This window comes from Verrucomicrobiia bacterium (genome assembly GCA_019634635.1).
Taxonomy (GTDB): domain Bacteria; phylum Verrucomicrobiota; class Verrucomicrobiia; order Limisphaerales; family UBA9464; genus UBA9464.
Window position 1 is genome coordinate 282474 of record JAHCBB010000002.1, and the last position, 25052, is coordinate 307525.

The window sequence follows — 25052 nt, forward strand, 5'->3', positions numbered from 1 at the left end:
GCACGGGGCTACCGGCGCCGCAGGCGAAGGGCATCGAGATCGAACCACGCTTCACCGCGGTCGGCCCGGATCTCGAGGACAAATTCCACCTCAGCGTCGTCCTCGAGCTCAAATTCGTAATGGAGCGGCGTCCAGTCCGTGTCGCCGGACAGCGATTGCTGGCGGTCGGCACCGCTGATGCGCAATCCCGCCCCCCGGCCTGGCATGCCGGGCGCCACGGTGAGGGACTTCGTGCGCGCCAAACCCTCCAGCACGTATTCGCCTGGGGGCAGGACTTGTGAGGTCCGGTAGGAGGCCACGGTGCCTCTTCGCCGGGCTTCCAGATGTAGGGTCCTTCGTCCGTCCTCAGTCCGTTCGTCCAGGATCGCGGCGCCCTGTTGCGGGCGCGGATGCCATCCGGTCAGGGGCTCGGGAGGCATCGGTGCGGACTGCATTGCGGCGAGGGCGGCGTCCGGCGGGAGCCCAAGTTGCCGCCGCACATTGCGGATGCGCGCCGCGATGCGGTTGGACTGTTTGCGGAACTCGCGGGACCAGGACGGATGTTGTTCTGAGGAGTTTCCGGCCAGCACCGGCAGCAGCTGCGCCTCAACCAGGGCGAGATGGTTCGACATCCACTGCCACGTGAACTGCCGCTCCAGCAAGTTGGTGAGCTTCCGCCCATACCGGTCCCGAAATTCCGGCACCTCCAAGACCCGGCGCGCGATCAGCCCCTGCCAGTCCGGATTCACTGGAGCTCCCGGATCCGCAAACAACTGGTCCATTCCGTGCGGGATGAACACCGCGCGGCCGCTGACGGGGTCGAAGTAGATGCGGTAGTTGTTGCGGTTGCGTCCGTAGCCGTCCCAGTCGTCGGTCAAGGCCTGGATCGCGAGACAGGTGAGGAACCGGTCCACGTCCAGAACCTGCTCCAGGGAGGCCCCGCGTTTCGCCACCGGAGTGGTGGCGGCGCGGCGAAGCGCCCGGAGATCGGAATGATCCGCCGGTCCCTTCCCGGTGTCGCGCTCCAGCCGGGCGTCCACATCCTGCAGGAAGCCGCCATCATACAGGTTGCCCGGGGCGGGATTGCCGGACGGGAATTGACGGCGGAGAAAGAAGGCATCGTATCCCTCCTTGAGAACATACACACCGAGGTCGCGTCCGTTCAGCCGCACCCGGGCATGGCCGGAAAGCGCCGTGGGCACTCCGGCCTCGCGATGCAGCCGGCTGGCCAGAAACTCCGAGGTCAGGGAGTCGTCCTGGGCGGAATTGTTGAGATGCAGCTTTTCGAGGCCGGAACACCGCTGACCCTTGACGAACTTGTCGAAGTTCAGCGTCAGCGCAGGACGATCGTCAAAGTCGCGGAAGCTGCCCGCCGCCCCCTTGAGGTGGATGCCGACCCGGGTGTAGCGGACGCCGTCAACCCGGACTTCGGCCGGGACGTAGCTCCGCGGCTCGTGGCGCAGGCGGTCGGCATCATCCGGCGCCACGGTGATCTCAAACGTGGGCACGGGCCCGGCGAAGAGTGCCGCGGCCGCGGCCTCGCGGCCGGAGGCGGCGTGGAGGCCGGCGCCGGCCGCGAGCCATGCGGCCAGGAGGATCCAGACGACTCCCACGGTGGCGCACGGAGGACGCATGGACATTCGCATGATCAACGGTCCCTCGTTGTCGCAGTTCAAGCAACGAACGGGTGACGACGTCTCGTGCGCGACCCGCTACGCAGGGGTCCCTGCAGCGCGGGTCGGGATCATGCCGGTCCGGCGGGCATAATCGAAAATTCCCCCGGCATCCACCACCGGTCGCACTTCGCCAAGGGGCTTCAGTGCGTAGGTCTGTCCGGTCCCATGGTGTCGGATGAGGTTCGCATCAATGTCCACGGTGGCGACGTCCCCGGTCTTGAAGACCTCGCACAGGCGGTCCACGCACTCGATCGGGTATAGTTCCCCGGTCGCGATGCAGTTGCGGAAGAAGATGCGGGCGAAGCTTTCGGCGACCACGCACTGGCATTCGGCGGCGCCCATGGCGATCGGGGCATGCTCGCGGGAGCTGCCGCAGCCGAAGTTGCGTCCGGAGATCACGATGGGGTAGGGGGTGTCCATCTGTCCCGCGGCGACGAAGCGCACCGGGTACGCATCGTCGGGGAGTCCGCACAGGGCGAAGCTGCCGAGCTTCTCATATTCGTCGGGGATTGTGGGGACGAGGTTCAGGTACTGCGCGGGGATGATCTGGTCGGTGTCAATGTTGTCGCGGACGACATAGACCGGACCGGTGAACGTGCTCTGCATGGCCGGACCAGTATGGCGTGGCGGGTCCCCGGCGACAATCGGGGAAGTCGGAGCGCGGTCGCGAAAACATGAGGGCTTTATCGGGGGGAGTTCCTGGCTAGGGTTCGCGCATGACGTTGCGTGCATCGGTGCTGGCCGGCGGGATTCTTGTCGCGGCTCTGGGGATGGCGGCGGTGCTTTTCCCGGCGGCGGCCCTGCCGCCGGCGGTCACGGTGTCGGAAGTTCTGCCGGAAGCCACAGGGGTTGAAGTGCGGTGGCAATCGAGTCCGGGCGATCTTCGCTTCACCCTGGAAAGCCGGGAGGCCCTCGACGGGGCCGCCTGGGGGCCGGTGCCTGGCGGCGACTGGCCGGCCACCAACCGGGTGTTCCGCGATCTCCGGCCCGTCCCCGGATCACGCTACTTCCGCGTGGTGGCGGTTCCCGGTCCGGTGGACCGGGGACGCCTCCTGGCGGCGACCCACAAGACGCGGGTGCCGCAAAGCGAGCTCCAGGTTCTGTTCACCCTGCTGGGATTTCCAATCGTCGCCGAACGGGATGTCGTGTTGTACCGGGTGCTGTACGAAACGCCCGACGCCCACGGCCTGCGCACCCAGGCCTCCGGGCTTCTGGCGGTGCCCGTGGCCCCGGAGGGCCCGCTCCCCATGGTCAGCTACCAGCATGGAACGGTCTTTGACCGGAATGATGTCCCATCGCGGCTCAACCTTGAAGGAGCGCTTGGCGCGGCCTTTGCATCCTCCGGTTATGTGGCGGTGCTGCCGGACTACCTCGGGCTTGGGGATTCGCCGGGGTTTCATCCCTACCACCACGCGGACAGCACGGCCACCTCGGTGGTGGACCTGTTGCGCGCCGTGCGGACGCTGGCGGCCTCTGAGGGGATCCCGCTCGATTCGCGGCTGTTCCTGACCGGCTACTCGCAGGGCGGGCACGCCACCCTCGCGGCCCTGCGGGAGATCGAGGCCCGGCATGCCGGGGAATTCACGGTCACCGCCTGTGCCGCGGCGGCGGGTGCGTACGATCTTTCCGGGGTGACCACGGCTGATTTTCTTTCCGGACGGCCCCGTCCGAATCCCGCCTACCTCGTCTACCTGCTGGCGGCGATGCGGGAGGTTTACGGAATGCCGAACTATCTCGACGAACCCTATGCCACAACAGTGCCGCCCCTGCTGGATGGCACCCGCGACGCTGCCGCGATCAATGCAGTGCTGCCTGCCGATCCCACGCTGGCCCTCGCGCCGGGGGTGCGGGAGGCGCTGGTCACGGACCTGGCCCATCCGCTTCGCCTGGTCCTGCGCCGCAATGACGTGCTCGACTGGACCCCGAGGGTACCGTTGCGGCTCTACCACTGTGCCGGAGACACGGAGGTGCCGGTGGCGAACGCCCAGGTGGCGCGGGATGCCTTTGCGGAGCGAGGGGTCGCCGTGGAGTTCGTGGATCCGGCGCCAGCGGCCGACCACACCGGCTGCGTTGAGCCGACCCTCCTGTTGATCAAGGCCTGGTTCGACTCGTTTCGCTGAATTCACCGGCCCCCAGTGGATGTCCGACCCTTTCCGGCAAGGTTGGTGGCGTGAATGATCCACGCCCTTGTGCCGCCCCCGACCGCAGGTCCAGCCGGACCGTCACCCTTCGCGGGTTCCCAAAACCCTGCCGCGTCCCGGCGTCCCTCCGTCCCGCCCTGCATCGCTGCGGGATCCGCACTTCGGATGCCCACTGGGGCGCGTCTCCCGCGCGCACGGTCGGGGAATACCTCCTGGCCTCCCTGGTGGTGTTCCTCGCCCTGTGCGCCTTGTTGCTCTGAAGCCGGCCGGCGCATTCCTGTTGCGCGAGGGACCCCGCAGCCCACACTCCGCGCGCATTGCGGCCGGTGGATGGTGGCCGTCCGCACCCTGAAGGATGAGCACGGCGATTCTCGCATTGGAAGACGGCACGGTATTTGAGGGCGGCGCCTTTGGCGCGCGGGCCACGGTCGCAGGTGAGGTGTGCTTCAACACCTCGATGACGGGCTACCAGGAGATCCTCACGGATCCCTCCTACAAGGGCCAGATCGTCACAATGACCTACCCGCTCATCGGGAATTACGGTGTCAGTGACCAGGATTCGGAGTCGTGGGCGCCGCATGCCGCCGGCCTCGTGATCCGCGAATTGTCCCCGGTGGTCAGCAACTGGCGGGCCGACCGGTCGCTGTCGGCGTACCTCGAATCCCATGGGATCCCGGGAATCCAGGGTTTGGACACCCGGGCCCTCACCAAGAAGCTCCGCGTGCGGGGTGCCATGGCGGGTTGCCTGTCCACGGCGGGACTTTCCGCGGAGGCGGCATTGGATCAGGCGCGGACCTGGGGGGGCATGGAGGGGCGGGATTACGTCTCGGCGGTCACCCACAAGGAGCCCTTCGATTGGGATCCTGACGATCGTGAATCGCCGGCATTCGCCGTCACCCAGGGGGGCGATGCCGTTGACCCACGTCAGGTTCGCGGGGCGTTGCCCCCGGCCGACCTGCCGATCGTCGCCTTCGACTACGGCATGAAATACAACATCCTGAGACGGCTGCGTCAGCACGGCTTCCGGGTGCGAGTGGTGCCGGCACATACCCCGGCTGCGGAGGTTCTGCGACAGCGTCCGGCAGGAGTGTTTCTGTCGAACGGGCCGGGAGACCCGGCGGCGCTGGGAGACATCGTGCGCGAGGCACGCGCGCTGGTGGACTCCGGGATCCCGATGTTTGGGATCTGCCTCGGGCACCAGGTCCTCGGACAGGCCTTCGGCGGGCGAACGTTCAAGCTCAAGTTTGGACACCGGGGCGGGAACCAGCCGGTGAAGGATCTGGAGTCGGGGCGGGTCGAAATCACCGCACAGAACCATGGATTCGCCGTGGATCCGGCGTCGTTGCCGTCCGAGGTCGTCGTGAACCGGATCAATCTCAATGACCGGACGGTCGAGGGGATGCGGCACCGCACACGGCCGGTTTTCTGCGTGCAGTACCATCCGGAGGCGGCTCCGGGGCCGCACGATTCCACCGCGTTGTTCGCCGAGTTTCGCGAACTCGTGAAGCGCCGCGGTTGACGTGACCGGCCGAGGTTCACATTCTGGCCGCGAACATGTGTGATCACGCATCTCCCGCGGTTGCAGACCGCGCCCGTCCGGGGCCGGAGGCTTTTCTCCCGGGGGGAAACGGTTTGACGCGCCGTTCCACGAACGGATAAACACCTGCCCTCTCTCGCCTATGCCGAAACTGGTTTGTCTCACCGCCGGCTTTACCGATCGCGTCTTCGACGTGCCCGCGGAGAAGGCGTCCATCGGCCGTCTGGAGGACAACCGGTTTTCGCTCCCGGAGCCCAGCGTCTCGAGCCATCACTGCGAGGTGTTCGTCAAGGGGGACGACATCGTGGTCAAGGATCTCAACTCGACCAATGGCACCTTTATCAACGAGAACCAGCTGGCGCCTGACAAGGAGGCGCCCCTGCGTCCCGGGCAGACGCTCCGCCTGGGTCAGGTTGAGTTCCGCTACGAGACGGGCAAGCGTCAGACGGAGCAGCCCCGGCCGACCGTGAAGATCGGCGAGGCAGCCGGCAGCGCGACGACGGTCATCGCGAAGAAAAACGCCGCCTTCACGAAGAAGACCAACAACACCAACAAGATCTTCCTCGCCGTCGGCGCGGTGCTGGTGATCATCATCATTGCCCTGCTGGTGATCGCCTTCATGGGGCTGGGGCAGGGCGCACCCTGAGGCGGCCGTGCCGCAGGGCGCGCGCATCCCGGACCTTTCCCGGTTGGGCAATCCTCCGGCAGGCCGTGCGCATGGAGAGTCCTCAAGGGCGCAATGCGCGGTGACGCGTACGGTTCGGCGGAGCCTCACCCCACCGGCGCTTTGCCCATCGGCGCTTCGTAAAGCGACCTCCACCGGTTTTGGGCACCGCGGGCTCAGGAAAACAGGGTGGCTGGGGAATCTGAAACCCCGAGGTTGCGAACGCCTGCCGTTGGCTCCAACTGGCCGTCTCTCCAGCGTTGCACGCGATAGAGCGTCGCGAAGCCGAAATCCGGCGCCACCCCACCCTGACCTCCCACGAGTTCGCTGCCGCGCCGCACGTTGTCCTGCATCCACGCCGGCAGCAGGAGATGGAACGGATTCCGCCGGACCTCGCCGACGTGGAACGAGAGCGCCGTGACCTGGTCGGCCACCTGGGACTCGCCGAGTTCGACCATGAGGTTCGGATGCTCCATCTGCCCCCAGTACTCGGTTTCGATGACCGTGGTGGTGAACGACGCCGGGAGGGTGGCCAGCGCGTCGGCCACCAGGTGATGCACACCGATGTGCGTGCCGTTCCAGTCGAGGCGATGCGGTACGAACACGGCAGCCGGGTTTTCGGACGTCAGGATTCCAGCGATCACTGCCACCTTGTCGCACCAGCCGGCGGGATCCCCCGACCGCGATGCCGGGGTGACCTGCTCGAGCCCGTTGGGCCCGGTGGCGATGAGGCCGAATCCGAGGTAGCGGCAGGCGTCCTGAAGTTCGGCCCACCGGGCGGCCTGCCGGGAGCGGTTGCTGCCCTGGGTCACCGCCACATTGCGAATCGCCCAGCCGGCTTCGCGTTGCAGTCGCAGGGCCAGCCCCCCAACAATGCATTCGTCATCCGGATGCGGCGAGAAGATCAGACCCCGCGGCGCGCCAGGCGCCGGTTCCGGAACGTCCGGGAACGGGAATCCACCGAGGGGGTGGGACCGGCCGTCCCGGAAATGCCGGGCGTAGTCGCGGACCAGTTGAGCGTAGGGATTCATGGGGCAAAGGGGCACCGCAGGGAAGGCCGGGGGGTCAGGCAAGCGCCGGAAGGCTGGCCGCGGCAATCGCCTGCCCGTGACGCCGATCCTTTTCGTCCGGAACCTGGAAGGACCAGCGGGACGATTCCGCGGGGAACTCGGTGTCCAGCACCCGCCTGGCGACCGCCAGGATGCGGTCGCCCCCGGGACCGCTCATGACGCGCCCCAGCACCAGAATGTCCTGGAATTCGTAGAAGTCCGCCCAGTGGGCGAGGGCATGGCCGAGGTACACGCCAATGGACTCGTAGATCCGGCCGGCTCTTGGGTCGCCCTGGGCCATGAGCCCCTGCACCTCCTTGAGCTTCTCCGGGAGCCCGAGCCCTGCGGGGAGTTCGATGCCGGCAGGTCCCAGCAGGCGGCCGACCGCCTGTTGCGAGAAGTATTGAGCTCCGCACCCGAAATCCCCGGACCACTCGTCCCGTGGCGCCTGTGGATGGTAATCCACGGGCACAAACGCCAGTTCATTGAGCCATGAGGTGATGCCACCCTCGGGGGTGACGAATCCGGCGGCGGTGCTGGTGCCCATCGCCACCCCGAGCACGGCGTTGCGACCCAGGGCCATGGATCCGGCGAGCGCGGTGACTTCGCCGTCGTTGACCACGTCGAACGGAACCCCGTTCCACGCCTTGCGCAGTTCGAGGAAAAGGTCGCGGACCCGCGACTCGAATGCTTCGGGTGACACGCCACGGAACAGCGAGGCGACCTTCACCCGGTTGTTGACGTATACACCTGCTGCAGAGCCGCCGATGGCATCCACCCGCGGTAGATGCGCCGCCGCCCGGCGCAGGGAATCCATGACGCCGTCGAAGTGGTATTGGGGATCCTTCTGGAAGTAGGGGTCCCAGACCGTTTCCTCGCTGAACACACAGATGCCGTCCCGCACCGCGGCGACTTTGCGGTCGCTGCCGCCGAGGTCGAATCCAATGCGGCAGCCGTCCTGATGCCGTCCGAGCGGCGCGCTGGAGGCGCGGGGCGGCGGCAGGGCGCCGACCGACTTCACGGCGACCACCTCGATCGGATGATCGTAGATCCGCCGTCCGATGATCTCCGAGTCGAAGCGCCCGGTGGGCGTCCCGGCGTAGTGCTGCTGCAGCGCTTCCGCGAGGGGTTCGGGTCCCGCCACATGCAGGCGCCATCCGCCCCGGGACCACAGCAGGAACTTGGCGAGTCGCTCGACGAAGAAAGGGTTGGCAGCGACGTCGGCATGCCCGGCCTCCAGCACGTTCATCGCATGGTGGCACACCGAGCCGTCCGCCTGCTCCAGGGCCAGGGTCACGGGCTCGGTCGCCTCGACGGCGAAGGCCCGGGCCGCCAGCACGGCCGGACGAAATTGCGGGTCCAGCGGCGGGGCGATCCGCGGCGGTGGCAGGTAACGGTCGGGAACGCTCATGAACGCGCCGCGAAGGCTGGGGCGACGTCCGCTTCCGTGCAAGCGGGCGATGCGCACGGCGCCTCCCAGGGCGCCTCCCGGTTCCCTGCCGGGAGCGATGCGACTCCGACCCTGGTGGGGTGGAGTTCCCTCGCGTCGGTTGGCGGGACTTGCAGACGGCCCGGCGAAACCCCGCCCCTTCGGGTGCCAATTCGTGCCCGACAACCGGCCTTTTCCGGTGCATGATGGCCGCGTGGTTGCACCCTCCGACAACGCGGCGCCGGTCCTTGAAGGATCCATGGGACCGGTCACACACGGGATTCCCAGACGTCTGCCCCGTCCGCGCCGGCGGGAAGAGACATCGCTGTCCAAGCCCGGAGTGGCCGCCACCGCGGCGCCCCCGGAGGAGTTCAGCTTCAACCTCAAGCCGGCGGACATCGCCCGCCATCTCGGACGCTTTGTGATCGGCCAGACCGAGGCCAAGAAGGTCCTGAGCGTCGCCCTCTGCGATCACTTCCAGCACGTGCGGCTGTGTCTCGAGGGTGCGGAGGCGCCGTTTTATCAGAAGCAGAACGTCCTGCTGCTCGGCCCCACCGGCGTGGGCAAGACCCACCTCATCCGGTCCGCCGCCGAGCTGATCGGGGTGCCGTTCGTGAAAGCGGATGCGACGAAGTTCAGCGAGACCGGCTATGTGGGTGGGGATGTGGATGACCTGGTGCGGGATCTGGTGCGCAAGGCCGGCGGGAACACCCGGCGTGCGGCCCACGGGATCATCTATCTCGACGAGGTGGACAAGCTCGCGACGCGGGGGGAGGCCGGGACACGGGACGTCTCCGGACGGGGGGTGCAGACCAACCTCCTCAAGCTCATGGAGGACGGGGATGTGCCGCTGGTGTCGCCGAACGACGTGACCGGGCAGCTCCAGGCCGCGATGTCGGCGATGCGCGGCGGGGGGGCCCCGACTGCGGAGACCCTCAACACGCGGCACATCCTGTTCATCGTCAGCGGGGCGTTCTCCGGGATGGACCAGGCCATCCGGTGCCGGCTCGAGGCGGGCAGCCTGGTCCGCGCGGACGCCGCGTCGCGCATCCCCCGCGGGGCGGATCCGGACTGGTTTTTTGCGCGGGTGGCCACCTCGGATCTCATTGCCTACGGACTCGAGCCCGAGTTCGTGGGGCGCCTGCCGGTCCGTGTCGCATGCCACGGACTTGACACCGACGACCTGTTTGACGTGCTGCGCAAGAGCGAGAGCAGCCTGATCCACCAGTACGAGCGCGCCTTTGCCGCCTACGGCATCACCTGCGAATTCCGGGATGACGGACTGCGGCGCCTGGCGGAGCTGGCGGCGTCGGAACGCACCGGTGCCCGCGGGCTGATGACGGTGTGCGAGCGGGTGTTTCGCGACCTGAAGTTCCGGCTGCCCTCCAGCCGGGTCACCCGATTCGAGGTCACCGCCGCGCTGGTGGACGCGCCCGCCGAGGCCTTGAAGCGGCTGACCCGCAAAGGATGAGCCGGACCGGCTGCCGCACTCCCGCCGCCCATGGATCCTGAGTTTCGCGCCGGTCTCGCCGCCCTGGTCGGGCGCACCAATGCCGGGAAGTCCACGCTGCTGAACGCTCTTGTGGGACGAAAGATCTCCATCGTCACCCCCAAGCCTCAGACGACCCGCCACCCGGTGCAGGGGATTGTGCACCGCCCCGGGGGACAGGTGGTGCTGGTGGACACTCCCGGATTCTTCAAGACGCGGTCCAGCCGGCTGGTGGATGAGCTTCATGGCCGGGCGCGGAGCGCTCTTGAGGGCATTGATGTCGTGGTGCATGTCGTGGATCCGTCGCGCGAGCCGGGCGAGGAGGAGCTGATGGTGCTCGAGGCGTTGCAGGGGATTTTGCCGCCGCGCGTCCTGTGTCTCAACAAGGCCGACCTGCGACGGCGTCCGGCGCTCGCCGCGTGGCAGGCGCGGGCCACTTCGTATGCCGCGGTGGTGGAGGCCTCGGGGCGCACGGGCCTCGGGCTGGAACTCCTCGTCGCGGAGCTCCTGAGGATCCTGCCGGTGCATCCGCCCCTCTATCCGGTGGACCAGGTCACCAACGCCCACCGGGACTTTGAGATTGCGGAGCTGATCCGCGAGCAGGTGTACCTCCAGACGGGTGAGGAGATTCCGTACCGCACGACCATCGAGCTCGATTCCGTGGAACCTGCGGTCACCCGGGATGGCCGGCCCTACCTGCACATCAAGGCGGCAATCCTCACCCACCACGACCGGCATCAGCGCATGTTGATCGGGGTCGGCGCGGGCAGGATTCGATCCATCGGCATCGGGGCACGGAGAGCGCTCGAGGAGCGGCTCGGGCAGCAGGTCTTCCTGGATCTCGATGTGCTCGTGGAGAAGGAGGGGACCCGGGGGCTGTGACGCGGATTTCGCTGCGCCGGCCGGTCTTCCGTGCAACTCCATGTCCGATCCCCGGGTCCAGGAATTGAAGTCTCTCCTGCCGCGCTGCCTGCTGGCCGACTGGGTGCGACTGGGCGCAAGGGCGGCCCGGCTGTTCCGGGATGAGCGTCATCCGGCCCGGCACGATGCCGTGCTGGAGCGCCTGCTGGCCCAGGCGAGGGATTCGGCGGAACGTTGCGCCTGGCGTCGCGCGAATGCACCGGTGGTCACCTATCCGCCGGACCTGCCCATCACCGCCCGCCGTGAGGAGATCGTCGCGGCCATCCGGCGGCATCCCGTGGTGATCGTGGCCGGCGAGACCGGATCCGGGAAGACCACACAACTGCCCAAGATGTGCCTGGAGGCCGGGCTGGGGATCGAGGCCCGGGTGGGATGCACCCAGCCGCGGCGCGTCGCCGCCCTTTCGATCTCGCGGCGTCTGGCGGCCGAACTGGACGTTCCGTGGGGACGCGAGGTCGGTTGTCAGATCCGGTTCGACGACCGCACGGGTCCGGAAACGTTCATCAAACTGATGACCGACGGTATCCTGCTCGCAGAGGCGCAGGGGGACCCGCTGCTCACCGGCTACAACGCGCTCGTCATTGACGAGGCTCACGAGCGCAGCCTCAACATTGACTTCCTGCTGGGACACCTGAAAGGGCTCGTGGGCCGCCGTCCGGACCTCAAGGTGATCGTCACGTCGGCAACGCTCGACACCGGCGCGTTCTCACGCCATTTCGACAACGCCCCGGTGATCGAGGTGTCCGGACGGATGTATCCGGTGTCCGTACGGTACGCTCCCCCGGACTCCGGATCGGAGGAGCGCGGCGAAGTCACCTGCATCGAGGCGGCGGTGCAGGCGGTGGAGGGCGTGCTGAACGAATCCGTCGAGGGGGACGTGCTGGTGTTCCTGCCGGGCGAACGGGACATTCGCGAGACCGGGGACCTCCTGGAGGGACGCTGCGGCCACGAAGCGGAGATTGTGCCGCTCTACGGGCGTCTCAGCGCGGGCGACCAGCAGCGGGTGTTCACGCCTTCCGGAAACCGCCGGGTCATCCTCGCCACGAACATTGCGGAGACCTCCCTGACGCTCCCCGGGATCCGGTTTGTGGTGGATGCCGGACTGGCGCGCATCAGCCGGTACAATCCGCGGACGCGAACCCGGCGGCTTCCGGTGGAGCCGGTGTCGCAAAGCAGCGCCAACCAGCGCCGGGGACGCGCGGGGCGTGTCCGGGAGGGCGTGTGCATCCGGCTCTACTCCGAAGAAGATTTCGCCTCGCGGCCGCCCTTCACGCAGCCGGAGATCCAGCGGGCGAACCTTGCCGAGGTGATCCTCCGGATGAAGGCCTTCCGCCTCGGGGACATTGAGACGTTTCCCTTCGTCAACCCGCCTTCTGCCCCCGCGATCGAGGGGGGCTACCAATTGCTCATCGAATTGGGCGCCCTGGACGAGGTCCGCGGGCTCACCGCCCTGGGACACGACCTCGCCCGGCTTCCGATTGATCCCACGCTGGGTCGCATGCTGCTCCAGGCACAACAGGAGCACGCGACCCGGGAACTGCTCATCATCGCCTCGGGCCTCGCCATCCAGGATCCGCGGGAGCGTCCGCTCGACAAGCGCGAGATGGCGGACGCCGCCCACCGGCGCTTCCTCAGCCCCCATTCGGACTTCCTCACGCTGTTGAATCTTTGGAACGGGGTTCATGACGCGTGGAAATCCCTGCCCGGCCAGGGGCAGCGTCGGCGGTTCTGCCGGGATCACTTCCTCTCGTATGTCCGGATGCGGGAGTGGCAGGACCTGCATGCGCAGTTGCACGGGGCGCTGGAGGAACTGGGCACGGTGAACCTGAACGCCAGCGGTGCGTCCGGGGAGGCCATCCACCGGGCCATCCTTTCGGGCCTGCTGGCGCATGTGGCGATGCGCACCGGGCGCAATGCCTACACCGGCACCGGGAATCGGGCCGTGCAGGTCTTTCCAGGTTCGGTGCTGTTTGAGCGATCCGAGCCGGCCGCAAAAGGGTCCCGTGCCCATCGGGGACGCGGTGTTGAGTCCGGAGAGCCGGTGCAAGCGGAGAAGACACGGCAGCCGGCCTGGATCATGGCGGGCGAGATCGTTGAGACCTCGCAGCGGTTTGCGCGAACCCTCGCCGGCATCGAGCCCGGGTGGATCGTCGGGCTGGCACCCCACCTGTGCCGGACGACGCACCAGAACCCGCGCTGGAGCGTCGGCGCCGGCCGGGTGCTGGTGGACGAAATCGTCCATTTCCAGGGACTGGAGGTGCTGCGGCGCGCGGTGGCGTACGGCAACCTGCAGCCTGCGGAGGCCACGGCGATCTTCATCCGCGAAGCGCTCGTCGGAGAGTCGCTGCTCCCGCCGGCGCGGGACCGGGGCAATGAGGCGTTGGACGAAGCCCCGGGGGACTCCCCGCTGCCGCCCCAGTACGCGTTTCTTGGACACAACCGGAAGATCCGCCAGTGCGTGGAGGACTGGCAGACCCGGGTGCGCCTCGGTGATGCCCGCGATCCCGGCGAGGCCCTATATCATTTTTACGCTGCGCGCCTTTCCGGGGTCTCCTCCGTCTCCGAGCTGAACCGGGTCATTCGTGACGCCTCCGGCCCCGGATTTTTGTGCGCGACCGTTGCAGATCTCACGGACGGGCGGGAGATGGGATTTGACGCGGATGCCTTTCCCGATCGCATTGAGGTCGCCGGGCATCCGGTGCCGGTCACTTACGCGTATGCTCCGGGAGAGTCGTGGGACGGTGTGACCCTGAAAGTGCCGGCAGAGCTGCTTCCCCTGGTGCCCCCTTCGGCGCTCGAGTGGGCGGTTCCCGGCCTGCGGGCTTCGCTGGTCTCCGAATGGCTGGCGTCGCTGCCCAAATCCCTGCGCCGCGCGCTGCAACCCTTCCCGCCAAAGGTGGAGGCCATCGTACGCGATTTGCGCCCCGCGGCGGGATCTTTGTGTGAGGAACTCGGACAGTGGCTTCACCGCGCGTGTGGGGTCGGGGTGCCCCCGGAGGCTTGGAGGCCGGAGTCGGTGCCCGGTCATTTGCGTCCGCGCATCGAGGCGGTGGATGCGGATGGCCGGGTGCTGGGCGCCGGACGCGACCCGCGGGAGTTGCGTCGTCTGGTGGGCACCGTGCGACCGGCATCTCCGGCGGAATCACCGGCCTGGAAACGGCTGACCCACGAATGGGAACGGCTGGATGTCCCGGGCTGGACCTTCGGAGATTTGCCGGAATCGGTGGACGGCGGCCAGGCCGCACCGGGGATTCCCACCGCATATCCAGGGCTGTCGCTTGAGGGCGGGTGCGTGCATGTGCGCCTGTTTCGGACGGCGGCGTCCGCCCGCGCTGCAAGCCGGGATGGGTTCCAGCGGCTGGTCGAACGGTCGCTTCAAAAGGACCTGGCCTGGCTGGAGAAGGATCTCCGGGGACTGGACCGCCTGCATCACAGCTTCGGCTCACCGGCGACGGCGGATGTCCTCCGGGAAACCGCCATGGACCATATCCGGCGGCAGGTGCTGCCGGCCGAGGCGCCGCCCGGATTGACGCGGACGGCATTTGATGCCGCCGTGCTTGCGTCCCGTGAGCAATTGCGTGAGGCGGCGCCCCGACTGATCCGTACGGTCGGCTCGATCCTTGCGGCCCGAAAATCACTGCTGGATCGGTTGGGAGCCGGGCCGCCGACCCCCGCGGCGCGTCCACGGACTCTCAACGATCTCAGCCAGCTCCCATTGGCGGTCCCCGCGTCCGCGCCCCCGCCACGCCCGGCGACAGCGGGACGTCCGTGGATCACGGCCGTCCAGCGCGAGCTGGATCGCCTGATGCCACCCCGGTTTCTCGAAGCGACCTCTCCGGACCGTCTGGTGCATTTGCCGCGTTATCTCAAGGCCCTTCAATTGCGACTCGAACGGGCGGCCCAGCAGCCGGCGCGGGACGCCGAGCGAATCCGGTTGCTGGCGCCCTACGAGACGGCGGCATCCCGGCTGATGGCGTCGCCGCCGGTCTCGGACGACGACCGCCGGCGGCGGGAGGAGTTCCTTGGGATGCTGGAGGAATTCAAGGTCTCGGTCTTCGCCCAGGAATTGGGGACGGTCCTGCCGGTTTCCGCAGCCCGCCTCGACGTCCTGCTGGCGGAACTCCGAGGCGCATCTTGAACGGTTGCTGGTCAAGCGGCTCGGGCGGCTGTGGCCGGCGCCACGTCGAGCAGCGCGGCGAGATCCGCGGGCAGTTCCACGGCCCGCATCGGACCGTCGGGCGGTTTCTCCACACACACGACCACGAGCTTCCCGACCGCCACCTCCTCGACCGGACCGGGATCCACGCGGGTGAAACGGATCTCATACGACAACGACCGGACGGTCTTCGCCGTCACGCTCAGGTGCATTTCAAAAACATCCTCGAATCGGAGCGGGCGCCGGTAGTCGCATGCGGCGTGCACCCTGGGAAACCCGCGCGGCGGCGAGAACTGCCGCAACACGACGGAGAACCCAAGCGAGCGCAGAAACGCGTGCTCGATGGTTTCCATGTACTGGAAAAACCGGGAGAAATGGACGATTCCCGCGAGGTCGGTGTCGGAGAACTCGACGCGCCGGGTGGTCTTGAATTCGTGGGGCATGCCGGTCGCGGGTTGCGGCGTCACGCGCAGAGGGCGGCGTCCCAGTCCTTCCACACCGGTTCATAGCCCAGCCGGCGGATTTGCGCTGCGAACACCGCGGGACTGCGGTCGTCGGCGATCTCGAACTGGCCGGTGGCCGTCGTGCCCTGAGCCGGGCCCGCCGCCGTGAAGGCCGCGCCCGGCTCCAATTCCACGATGCGACCGCGCACGGTCCGATGCACCTGGTCGCGTCCGGCCCCGGTGTACCCGCCGGGCTCCGTGTGGCTTCCGGCACTCGCATGGGTGATGCCCAACGGCAGCAGGCCGTCGCGAAGGGCGGCCGGCTCGCGGGTGGACAACACCAGTCCTGCATCGGGAAGAAACAGACGGAATGCGGTGATCAACTGGACGAGTTCCCGGTCGTCCAGCCGCGTCAGGGGTTCGAACGCGCCCGCGCAGGGACGCAACCGTGGGACCGACACCGTGAGCATGGCTCTCCAGCAATGCCGCAGCAGGTGGGCGGCGTGCGCCGCCGTGGCGAGGGCCTCCAATCGCCAGTCGGCCAGACCGTGCAGCGCGCCAATTCCGAGGCGGCGGAATCCGGCCGCTGCGGCCCGTTCGGGACAGTCGAGCCGCCAGTCAAAATCCCGCTTGGGCCCCGCGGTGTGCATCCGCGCGTACACGTCGCGGTCGTACGTCTCCTGGTACACCACCAGACCCTCCGCTCCCGCGGTGACCAGGGGCGCGTAATCCGGGGTCTCCATGGGCCCAACCTCCAGCGAGATGGAGGGCACCAGCGGATGCAATGCCTGAACGCAGTCCCGGAGGTACCCGTTGGACACAAATCGCGGATGTTCCCCGGCCACCAGCAGGACGTTGCGGAATCCCTGGTCTGACAGGGCTCGCGCCTCGCGGACGACCTCCTCAACCTGGAGGGTCACCCGCAGGATCGGGTGATCCCGGGAAAACCCGCAGTAGGCACAATTGTTGATGCACTCGTTGCTGAGGTAGAGCGGGGCGAACAGCCGGATGACCCGCCCAAACCGCTGGCGCGTGAGGGTCTGGGCCTTGATGCAGAGGGCCTCCAGTTGATCGCCGGCCGCGGGCGACAGCAGCGTGGCGAAATCGTTGAGGCTGGCGGGGCCGGCGGTCATCACCCGACGAACCGCGTCGGCGTCCGCCTCGCGGGCCCGGCGGAGCAAGTCCGTCAGCGGCAGCGTCCGGAACACATCGGAGAAACTCATTCCGCCGCCACCGTACCGGGGACTGCGGCCGCATCAAGCCGCGGCCCCGGCTTCGATCCCGATCCCGGATGCAAACGTCCCGATTTCGCCCCTTGAACTCCGCAGTCCGTTCGTCAGGTTACCGCGTCCTGCCGTGGTTGGATTGTCTGGTCAATAGGGCGGCAGGATTGGGCGGTCCGCGGCACCTGGGTGCTCGGACCGCCCTTCGCTTTAGGGGGCCGCCCTCCGGTCCCTTGATGAACGCGACGGGTGCATCCGTAAACGTTCCCGTGCGGGTGAACCGAATCGCCGGGGCTGGTCAAATTTCGACAGCGGAGCCGAGGTTATTTCGAAGCAAATCCAGAATTTAAAGTTTCGTATCCCGCTCTGGATAAAGTGGTTACATGCACAGTGTCCTCCGGGATTCCCTGGGGCTGGCATCCGCGGTGCTTGGGGGAGCGGCGCTGCGATTCGGCAGGGGTTTTTCGCCAGGGATGCTGGCGTTGAAATCTCCCCGGCAGCCACTGATTCCGTTTCCAACAACGCCATGAAGAAAATCGAAGCGATCGTAAAACCATTCAAGCTCGAGGAGGTGAAAGATGCCCTCCACGAGGTGGGCATCGAAGGAATGACCGTCAGCGAGGTGAAGGGTTTTGGGCGCCAGAAAGGCCATACCGAAATCTATCGGGGCAGTGAATACACCGTGGATTTCCTTCCCAAGATCAAGGTCGAGGTCGTGGTGCCCGATGCCAAAGCGGCGGAAGTCGCCGCCGCAGTCATCAAGGCCGCCAAGACCGGCAAGATTGGTGACGGGAAAATCTTCATCTCCGCCGTGGAGGAGGCGATTCGAATCCGCACGGAGGAGAAGGGTGAAAGCGCAGTCTGAAACCATCCAACCTACGCCATGAAAGTGAGTTCCATGAAATGTTTCCCCAAGTTGCTGCTGCTGCTGTTCGCCGCCGCAGTCCTGACTGTTTCCGGCCGCGCCCAGGATGCCCCGGATGTTGTCGCGGTCGCCGTCGAGGAGGTGGTTGAGGCCGTCGCGGACGAGACCCCCCAGCATGCCAGCATGGAGGCCTTTGCCGAGTCAGCCGCCTACCCGCTGTTCACGGCCAACAATCTGTGGATGATGCTTTGCGCCGGCCTGGTGTTCATCATGCATCTGGGTTTTGCGTGCGTGGAGTCCGGCCTCACCCGCGCCAAGAACACGGTCAACATCCTTTTTAAGAACACCCTGATTCCCTGCATCGGCCTGCTGACGTATGCCGTTGTCGGCTTCAACCTCATGTATCCCGGGGAGGATTTTGCCGGGAAATGGTTTGGATTTGGAGGGTTCGGGGTGACGGTGACCGATCCGCTGGCCCAGCTGACCAACACCTACAACGCGGGCTACACCTATTGGACCGACTTCCTGTTCCAGGCGATGTTTGCGGCGACGGCGGCGACCATCGTCTCCGGCGCGGTGGCCGAGCGGATCAAGCTCGGACCGTTCCTCATCTTCTCCACCTTGTTCGTGGCCATCAGCTATCCCATCACGGGCATGTGGAAGTGGGGCGGTGGCTGGCTGCAGGCGATGGAGACGCCCTTCTACGATTTCGCCGGATCCACCCTGGTGCATTCCGTCGGCGGTTGGGGGGCATTGGCAGGCTCCATCATCCTGGGACCCCGATTAGGCAAGTACCTCAAGGGCGGCAAGATGAATGCCCTCCCCGGACACAGCATGCCCCTGGCCACCATTGGCGTCTTCCTGCTCTGGCTGGGCTGGTTCGGGTTCAACGGCGGGTCGGTGCTCTCCGCGGACCCGGCATTGGTTTCCCTGACCCTCGTGACCACCTGCCTCGCCGCCGCTGCGGGCGGACTCAGCGCCGCCCTGACATCCTGGATGGCCCTCAAGAAGCCAGACCTCTCAATGGCGCTCAACGGCATCCTCGCGGGTCTGGTGGGCATCACCGCGGGTGCGGATCAGATGGCGGCGCTGTCCGCCGCCTTGATCGGGTTGATTGCCGGCGTGATCGTGGTGTTCTCCGTCATCTTCTTCGACAAGATCAAGATTGACGATCCGGTGGGAGCCATTTCGGTGCACCTGGTCTGCGGCATCTTCGGAACGCTGGCGGTCGGCATGTTTGGAGAACTGGCCGGACCGAAGCAGTTCATGTCCCAGTTGATCGGCGTCGTCGCGATCGGGGCCTTCACATTCATCTTCGCCTACGTGCTGTTCCTGATCGTCAAAGCGATCTTCGGCCTGCGCGTCAGCGAGGAGGAGGAGGTTGGCGGGTTGGACCTTGGCGAGCACGGGTGCCACGCCTACCCCGACTTCCAAGGGATGGGGGAGAACTAACGACCCCGGCACCCTCAGGCCCGGGGGTCGGACACGTTCTGGCTCCCGGGTCGCAGCTCCCACTGGCATCCGTTCCGAAGCTTGGTCTGCAGGGACTTGGCCCGTTTCGCCGGATCCGGATCGCCCGGTGGATTCTGCCCGGGTGGCCAATAAGGGCGGCCTGTGAGCCGCCATTGGCTGCCCGGGCATTTTTGCCTTCCGACAGCGTTGTTCACTTGGTGTGGCCGATGGTTCCGATCCGGCCACTACGCGATCTGAACGATCAGCGCGGTGGTGTTGTCCCGCCCGTCCGCAGTGACGGCATCGGCCACCAGCCGGGTCGCACGGGTAAGGGACGCGGCCTCGGGGATTCCCTGGCGCAGGGACTCCTCGATCTGGGAGTCAAACAGGCCGCCGATGAGTCCGTCGGTGCACAGCAGGAAGCAGTCCCCGGGTTCATAGCCCACCGCACCCACCTGCGGGTCCACGAACTGGTTGCCGCCGCCCAGGGCCTTCTGGAGCACATTGCGGCGCGGATGCGTGCGCGCCTCGCGCTCATTGATCTTGCCGTTCCGGAAGAGCCAGCCCACGTGGGTGTCGTCGTGGCTCAACTGTCGCAGGGCCCCCGCCCCGGCCGGAAGGTAGTAGATCCGGCTGTCCCCGATGTGACCGAAGTACATCCAGCCCGGCGTGAACCAGCACAGGCTGAGGGTGGCCCCCATGTTGGCGCATTCCTCATAGCTGCCCCCCCAGTATTTGATCGCCCGATGAATCTTGGCGAACAGGTCGCCGAGGACGTCGGGGTACCCCGGGTTCATCCCGGCCGCCTGTTGGTGAAAGGATCGTGGCAGCAGCGCGGTGATCTGCTCCACCGCCAGCCGGCTCGCAAACTCCCCGGCATTGGCACCGCCCATGCCGTCACTCACCGCAAACACGTAATCGTGCTGTTCCGTGGTGGCCTCGCCGAAGCCCCCGAGACGCTGCACCTCCCGGGCGTCGAATCGCAGGCCGAGAAAGGCATCCTCGTTGTTCGGACGGATCCGCCCGCGGTCGGTCCGGGCAGACCATTGGAGGCGGTTCGGGGACGTCGAGGACGACGCGGGCGGCAGGGAGTCACTCATGCAGGGGTGGCGGGAGGCGTCTCCGGAAGGAGCGTGGCGAACTCGAAATCAATGATGCAGAAGCGGCCGTCCGCCTGCCGGTACGTCACGTTGCGCCGCTCGGGATCGTCGTGTCGCACCCCATAGGCCTCGAGTTCCGTGAACAGCTCCTTCAATCGCGCCTCATCGAGGTGCTCGACACGGGTGCCACAGTTCGTGGTCACCAGGCGCAGTCGCGCGGGATCGGCGTCCAGGAGGCGCGGCACGAACGGACACTCCCTGGCCTCCAGGTGCTTCAACACCCGGACCTCGTTGGCAAAGCGGTCCGCGGCATTGGGGCCGAGAAAGGTCTTGATCACCCGACCATCGAAGGTGAGGTGAACCGTGGCCCGCAGGGTGTCTTTGACCTTCAGCATGAGGCGGCTGGCCGGATTCGACCGGGATGGGCGATTCGAAACAAGCTCCGTCTCGGTCGCGATGGAATGCGCGGGAAATTCAAGCATTGCATCTTGTTCAAGCTCAAATGGATGTAACAGCGACTTGCTTCCATGAAGCCTCTGGGGGCACCTTGGTCGGAGGGCGGCATTCCGACTGCTCTCCGGGTCCGCCGATTCGTTGGCACTTCATAGCAACTCTGAATTCCCATCCATGGCGAAATACAAACTCGAATACATTTGGCTCGACGGCTACGAACCCGTTCCAAATCTCCGCGGTAAAACCCAGATCAAGGAGTACGACAGCTTCCCCAAGCTCGAACAGCTCCCGTTGTGGGGCTTTGACGGCAGCTCCACCCGCCAGGCGGAGGGCAAGAGCTCCGACTGCATGCTCAAGCCGGTCGCCGTCTATCCCGATGCCGCCCGCTCCAACGGCGCGCTGGTCATGTGCGAGGTGATGATGCCGGATGGCAAGACGCCGCATCCCTCCAATTCCCGGGCGACGATTCTGGATGATCCGGACGCCTGGTTCGGGTTCGAGCAGGAGTACTTCCTCTACAAGGATGGCGCGCCGCTGGGCTTTCCGCCGGGAGGCGGATTCCCTCCGCCCCAGGGGGAGTACTACACGGGTGTCGGCTACAAGAACGTGGGCAACATCGCCCGGGAGATTGTCGAGAAGCACCTCGATCTCTGCCTGGAGGCCGGCATCAACCACGAAGGCATCAATGCCGAGGTGGCCAAGGGACAGTGGGAGTTCCAAATCTTCGGCAAGGGCTCGCGAACGGCTGCGGACCAAGTCTGGATGGCCCGGTACCTCCTGCTGCGCCTGTGCGAGTCGTACTGCGTGGACGTGAACTGGCACTGCAAGCCGCTGGGCAAGGATGTGGACTGGAACGGTTCGGGCATGCACGCGAATTTCTCCACGAAGCATCTGCGCGAGGTCGGCGGACAAGCGTACTTCGAGAAGCTCATGGCGGCATTCGACAAGTACAAGAACGAGCACATCGCCGTGTACGGTCCGGACAATCACATGCGACTGACCGGGCTTCACGAGACCCAGTCCATTGACAAGTTCAACTACGGTCTCGCCAACCGCGGTGCGTCCATCCGGGTGCCGCACAGTTTCGTGAACAACGGCTACAAAGGGTACTTGGAGGACCGCCGTCCGAATTCCCAGGGTGATCCCTATCGGATCGCGAGCCGCATCCTGCAGACGATTGCGACGGTGCCGACCCAGTAGTCCGGCTTCCGTGTCTGAAGCCGGGGCGCGATCTGCGTCCCGGGAGCCATTGACGGAGATCGGGGCGGTGCGAAAGCACCGCCCCAACCGTTTCCACGCGGGACTTCCCGGGAAGCTACCCGAGAACTTCGAGGAATCGCTCCAGTTCGGCCTGGGTATTGTAAAAGTGCGGACTCACGCGGATCCAGCGGCGGCCGTCCCGCTGGGTCCGCAGTGAGGTCACGATGCCGGCATCCGCCAGACGGGCGTGCAGGGTCACCGAATCCGTCGCGGGATGGGCGAAGGTCGTGATGCCACCCCCATGGGCCGCAGGCGGATCCGGAAACAGCACCTCGCAGCCGAGTTCCTGAAGGCGCGGGACCAGCCACAACCGCTTGGATGCCAGGTCTGCGGCGATGGCGTCCAAACCGACGTCCTCCACCATCGCGAAGCAGGCCCGCAATCCCGCCAGGCCCACCAGATTTTGGGAACCCGCCTCGTAGCGTCGGGCATCGTCCCGGAACTTGATGGCGTCGAGGGTGATGAAATCCGGACACCGGATGTTGTGCCATCCGTGGACCACCGGCTGAAGGAGGTCCTGGACCTCACGGCGCACGTACAACACGCCGGCGCCGCAGGGTCCGAGCAGCCACTTGTGGGCATCGGCCGCCATGAAATCCACGGAGCCCGCCGGGGTGGGGAAGGCGCCAAGGGTTTGGATGGCATCCAGGCAAAACAGAATGCCGCGCGAACGCAGCCACCGGCCCAGGGGCTCCAAGTCCAGGCGCCAGCCGGAGATGAAGTGGCAGCTCGCAAGGGCGACCAGACGCGTGGCTTCGTCCACCTGCGACTGCACGTCCACCAGCCGGATGCGTCCCAGCTCCCGCAGAGTCATCAGGCGCACCTCGACGCCACGGTCCGCCAGGGCCATCCATGGATAGACGTTTGACGGATAGTCGTCGTGATAGATCACCACGTTCTGACCGCGTTTCCAGGGCAGGCCGGCGGCCACGTAGCTGAGGGCCAGCGACGTCGGACCGACGAAGGCGATCTCCGACGGCTGTGCGCCCAGCACCCCGGCAATCAACCGGCGGGTGTCACTGAAGTACCCCGGCGGGAGCCCGGCCTCCTGGTCGTCCCCGGTTCCTGACCGCGCACGGGCACTGATGGCGTCGGCCACGCGCCGGGGCAGGGGGCAGGCGGCGGCGTGGGCGAGAAAGATTTTGCGCCCGGCCACCGGGAACTCCTCCCGCCGGAGCCCCTCGTCGGCCTGCACCTCCTGTACCGTCATGTGCCGCCAGCATGACCGAGGCGGCCGGCGGAACCAACCTTCGAACGGGTCCCTACCGGTAGGGCTGATGCAAGGTCACGCGTTGCGCGGTTCGAACCCGCATGTTCAGCAGTTCGACGCCCACGGAGAAAGCCATGGCGAAGTAGATGTATCCGCGGGGGATATGCTGATGGAATCCCTCGGCAACCAGCATGGTGCCGATCAGGATCAGGAAGGAGAGGGCCAGCATCTTGATGGTCGGATGCCGCTCCACAAACGTCCCGATCTGGTTCACGAACACCAGCATCACGATCATGGACAGCCCCACCGCGGTGACCATCACCCAGACCTGGCGGACCGTGCCGATGGCGGTGATCACGGAGTCGAGTGAGAACACGATGTCGAGCAGGATGATCTGGACCACCACGGACTGGAAGCTGACGGCCCGGGCCGGGGTCTTGGCCCCGTCGTCGCCCTCGAGTTTTTCGTGGATCTCGTAGGTGCTCTTCCCGAGGAGGAACAGTCCGCCCGCCACAAGAATTACGTCGCGAACCGAGACCGCGAGCTCGTATCCCGCGACGGAAAAGGTCCAGAACGGACGTTCCAACCGGATGACCCAGGCAAGGGACAGCAGCAGCAGGATCCGGGTGACCAGTGCGAGTGAAAGACCGATGCGCCGGGCGCGGGACCGCTGTTCCTCGGGTAGTTTGCCGCTGAGGATGGAAATGAAGATGAGGTTGTCTATGCCCAGGACGATTTCGAGCAGTGTGAGCACGGCAAGGCCGATCCACAGGTCGGGGTTGGTCAGGGCGTTCATTCCGGGCGATCTCGGGGCATTCGGCCTTCTGTAGAATGTCTCAGCAGATCAAAAAAAGGGCGTCCCGAAGGACGCCCTTTGAAAGCCTGTCGGCTGCAGGAGTTGGCTTACTGGCCGTTGCGGTACGGGAAAATCCACTCCTCCGTGCCGCCCGTGCTCTGGATCGAGTCACGAACCTGTTCGCGAAGACGACCCGAGGTGAGCTGCTGCACCGAGCCGTCGCCCAGCAGCAGATTGCCGGCGTTCTGGTGGATCTTGCCACTGTAGCCCAAGGTCGTATTCACCAACGCCTGGGGTCCGATACCCTTCAGGATCACCCGAACGCCCTTGGTGGACGGGCCGGTGCCACCGTCAAACACCGGCGGCGTGGACCCGATGTTGTTGGTGATGTTACGATCGCCGCTGAGGATGGTCTGGGGGTTCTCCTCGTTGGCGGTCAGGCCAAGGAAGTAGCTGACGCTCGAGTTCCCCTTGAACTGATTGGAGAAGACCAGCGCGAGCCAGTTCGGGGCGATGCGGGTGTCGCTGTCCGAGGGGCAGGCCACGATCTTCGGGGTGCTCAGCTCATTGGAGAGAACGGCGAAGACAGCCCAAGTTGGGTTGTTGGCCTGACCGGCGGGGACGCCGGGGCCCATCGGGAACATGGCGGCCGCGGTGCCGACGTACTCGGCCGCGCCACCTTCATTGGTGCTGATGTCCCAAGGGAAGCGGCCGCCCTGGTCCGTTGCGAAGATCCGGAGCGCCAGACCGACGTTCTTCAGATTGTTGACGCACGCAATGCGGTTCGCCCTCGCCTTGGCCTTGGCCAGGGCGGGCAGCAGCATTCCGGCGAGGATCGCGATGATCGCGATCACCACGAGGAGTTCGATCAGCGTGAACGCGCTGATCTTTTGTTTACGGAGACGATTCATAATTGGAGTGTGTGACGGAGTTGTGTGGCGGGCACGATAGTGATCGCTCACTTTTGGTGTCAACGCCTTTCTCCCCATGGTGAGCATCAGCGGTGCCATCGCGGAAATTCTGCGGAATCCTCCGGGTTTTGGGGGCATTCCCCCAGCGCAGGGCCCATTCGGCGGGGAATTGGCGCGGGCTGCGTGAGGTTCACGCGGGGGTCCTTGTGGCTCGCATTGTTGCCGGTGGGGCGCTCCGCGGAGCCGTTCACTCGTGGAGTCCCCACAGGCCAGACTCCCGGTGGCGCGTACGGTTCGG

Annotated in this window: 21 protein-coding genes; 10 read left to right on the top strand and 11 right to left on the bottom strand. The window is 66.4% G+C overall.

Translation table 11 applies throughout. The features are described 5' to 3' along the window. Positions 1-8: 8 nt before the first annotated feature. The gene (locus KF791_02540; protein MBX3731453.1) at positions 9-1613 is read right to left on the bottom strand and encodes a CotH kinase family protein; all 1605 of its coding nucleotides are present in this window, start codon (positions 1611-1613) and stop codon (positions 9-11) included. Between the two features lie 78 nt (positions 1614-1691). Next, a complete protein-coding gene (locus KF791_02545) occupies positions 1692-2261 on the bottom strand; it encodes a 3-isopropylmalate dehydratase (protein MBX3731454.1) in 570 nt (189 codons plus the stop codon). Positions 2262-2371: 110 nt separating this feature from the next. Here KF791_02545 and KF791_02550 point away from each other — a divergent pair, with 110 nt between their 5' ends. The 4 genes from KF791_02550 (at position 2372) to KF791_02565 (ending at position 5979) form a co-directional block, all read left to right on the top strand. Then, positions 2372-3775, top strand: a complete 1404-nt coding sequence (locus tag KF791_02550) for a hypothetical protein (GenBank protein ID MBX3731455.1) — start codon at positions 2372-2374, stop codon at positions 3773-3775. Between the two features lie 50 nt (positions 3776-3825). Next, positions 3826-4056, top strand: coding sequence for a hypothetical protein (locus KF791_02555; GenBank protein MBX3731456.1), 231 nt, complete (start codon positions 3826-3828; stop codon positions 4054-4056). Positions 4057-4151: 95 nt separating this feature from the next. Continuing rightward, on the top strand, positions 4152-5315 hold the full coding sequence (carA, locus tag KF791_02560; GenBank protein MBX3731457.1) for a glutamine-hydrolyzing carbamoyl-phosphate synthase small subunit: 1164 nt from the start codon (positions 4152-4154) through the stop codon (positions 5313-5315). A gap of 160 nt (positions 5316-5475) precedes the next feature. Beyond that, entirely contained in the window at positions 5476-5979 is a 504-nt protein-coding gene (locus KF791_02565) for an FHA domain-containing protein (protein MBX3731458.1), read from the top strand. A gap of 194 nt (positions 5980-6173) precedes the next feature. On the opposite strand, the gene KF791_02570 is transcribed toward KF791_02565, so the two are convergent. Next, positions 6174-7028, bottom strand: coding sequence for a PIG-L family deacetylase (locus tag KF791_02570; GenBank protein MBX3731459.1), 855 nt, complete (start codon positions 7026-7028; stop codon positions 6174-6176). 34 nt (positions 7029-7062) lie between these two features. Beyond that, positions 7063-8457 carry an ROK family protein gene (locus KF791_02575; protein ID MBX3731460.1) on the bottom strand — a complete coding sequence of 465 codons (1395 nt, stop codon included), beginning with the start codon at positions 8455-8457 and terminating at the stop codon, positions 7063-7065. 277 nt (positions 8458-8734) lie between these two features. Here KF791_02575 and KF791_02580 point away from each other — a divergent pair, with 277 nt between their 5' ends. Genes KF791_02580 through hrpA form a run of 3 tightly spaced genes read left to right on the top strand, consistent with a single transcriptional unit; the run spans position 8735 to position 15023 of the window. Then, a complete protein-coding gene (locus KF791_02580) occupies positions 8735-9946 on the top strand; it encodes an AAA family ATPase (protein ID MBX3731461.1) in 1212 nt (403 codons plus the stop codon). A gap of 30 nt (positions 9947-9976) precedes the next feature. Further along, a complete protein-coding gene (gene era / locus KF791_02585; protein MBX3731462.1) occupies positions 9977-10846 on the top strand; it encodes a GTPase Era in 870 nt (289 codons plus the stop codon). Between the two features lie 40 nt (positions 10847-10886). After that, positions 10887-15023 (top strand): ATP-dependent RNA helicase HrpA, encoded by a 4137-nt coding sequence (gene hrpA, locus KF791_02590; GenBank protein MBX3731463.1) that lies wholly within the window; start codon positions 10887-10889, stop codon positions 15021-15023. Positions 15024-15034: 11 nt separating this feature from the next. On the opposite strand, the gene KF791_02595 is transcribed toward hrpA, so the two are convergent. After that, complete coding sequence (locus tag KF791_02595; protein MBX3731464.1) at positions 15035-15484, bottom strand: acyl-CoA thioesterase; 450 nt, start codon at positions 15482-15484, stop codon at positions 15035-15037. Positions 15485-15504: 20 nt separating this feature from the next. After that, positions 15505-16707, bottom strand: coding sequence for a 2-iminoacetate synthase ThiH (gene thiH, locus KF791_02600; GenBank protein MBX3731465.1), 1203 nt, complete (start codon positions 16705-16707; stop codon positions 15505-15507). Positions 16708-17233: 526 nt separating this feature from the next. Here thiH and KF791_02605 point away from each other — a divergent pair. Next, positions 17234-17572 (top strand): P-II family nitrogen regulator, encoded by a 339-nt coding sequence (locus KF791_02605; GenBank protein MBX3731466.1) that lies wholly within the window; start codon positions 17234-17236, stop codon positions 17570-17572. Positions 17573-17605: 33 nt separating this feature from the next. Beyond that, positions 17606-19024 (top strand): ammonium transporter, encoded by a 1419-nt coding sequence (gene amt / locus KF791_02610; protein ID MBX3731467.1) that lies wholly within the window; start codon positions 17606-17608, stop codon positions 19022-19024. A 245-nt stretch (positions 19025-19269) separates the two neighbouring features. Here the strand turns inward: amt and KF791_02615 are convergent, their stop codons facing one another. Next, complete coding sequence (locus KF791_02615) at positions 19270-20124, bottom strand: serine/threonine-protein phosphatase (protein ID MBX3731468.1); 855 nt, start codon at positions 20122-20124, stop codon at positions 19270-19272. Further along, entirely contained in the window at positions 20121-20519 is a 399-nt protein-coding gene (locus KF791_02620) for a serine/threonine protein phosphatase (GenBank protein ID MBX3731469.1), read from the bottom strand. The genes KF791_02615 and KF791_02620 overlap by 4 nt, the downstream gene beginning before the upstream one ends. 232 nt (positions 20520-20751) lie before the next feature. Between KF791_02620 and KF791_02625 the strand changes: the two genes are divergently transcribed. Next, entirely contained in the window at positions 20752-21777 is a 1026-nt protein-coding gene (locus KF791_02625) for a glutamine synthetase beta-grasp domain-containing protein (protein ID MBX3731470.1), read from the top strand. A 115-nt stretch (positions 21778-21892) separates the two neighbouring features. Here the strand turns inward: KF791_02625 and KF791_02630 are convergent, their stop codons facing one another. The 3 genes from KF791_02630 to KF791_02640 form a co-directional block, all read right to left on the bottom strand. Further along, positions 21893-23047, bottom strand: coding sequence for an aminotransferase class V-fold PLP-dependent enzyme (locus KF791_02630; protein MBX3731471.1), 1155 nt, complete (start codon positions 23045-23047; stop codon positions 21893-21895). A 52-nt stretch (positions 23048-23099) separates the two neighbouring features. Continuing rightward, the gene (locus KF791_02635) at positions 23100-23843 is read right to left on the bottom strand and encodes a TerC family protein (protein MBX3731472.1); all 744 of its coding nucleotides are present in this window, start codon (positions 23841-23843) and stop codon (positions 23100-23102) included. Positions 23844-23950: 107 nt separating this feature from the next. Then, positions 23951-24754, bottom strand: coding sequence for a type II secretion system protein (locus KF791_02640; GenBank protein MBX3731473.1), 804 nt, complete (start codon positions 24752-24754; stop codon positions 23951-23953). Positions 24755-25052: the final 298 nt, after the last annotated feature.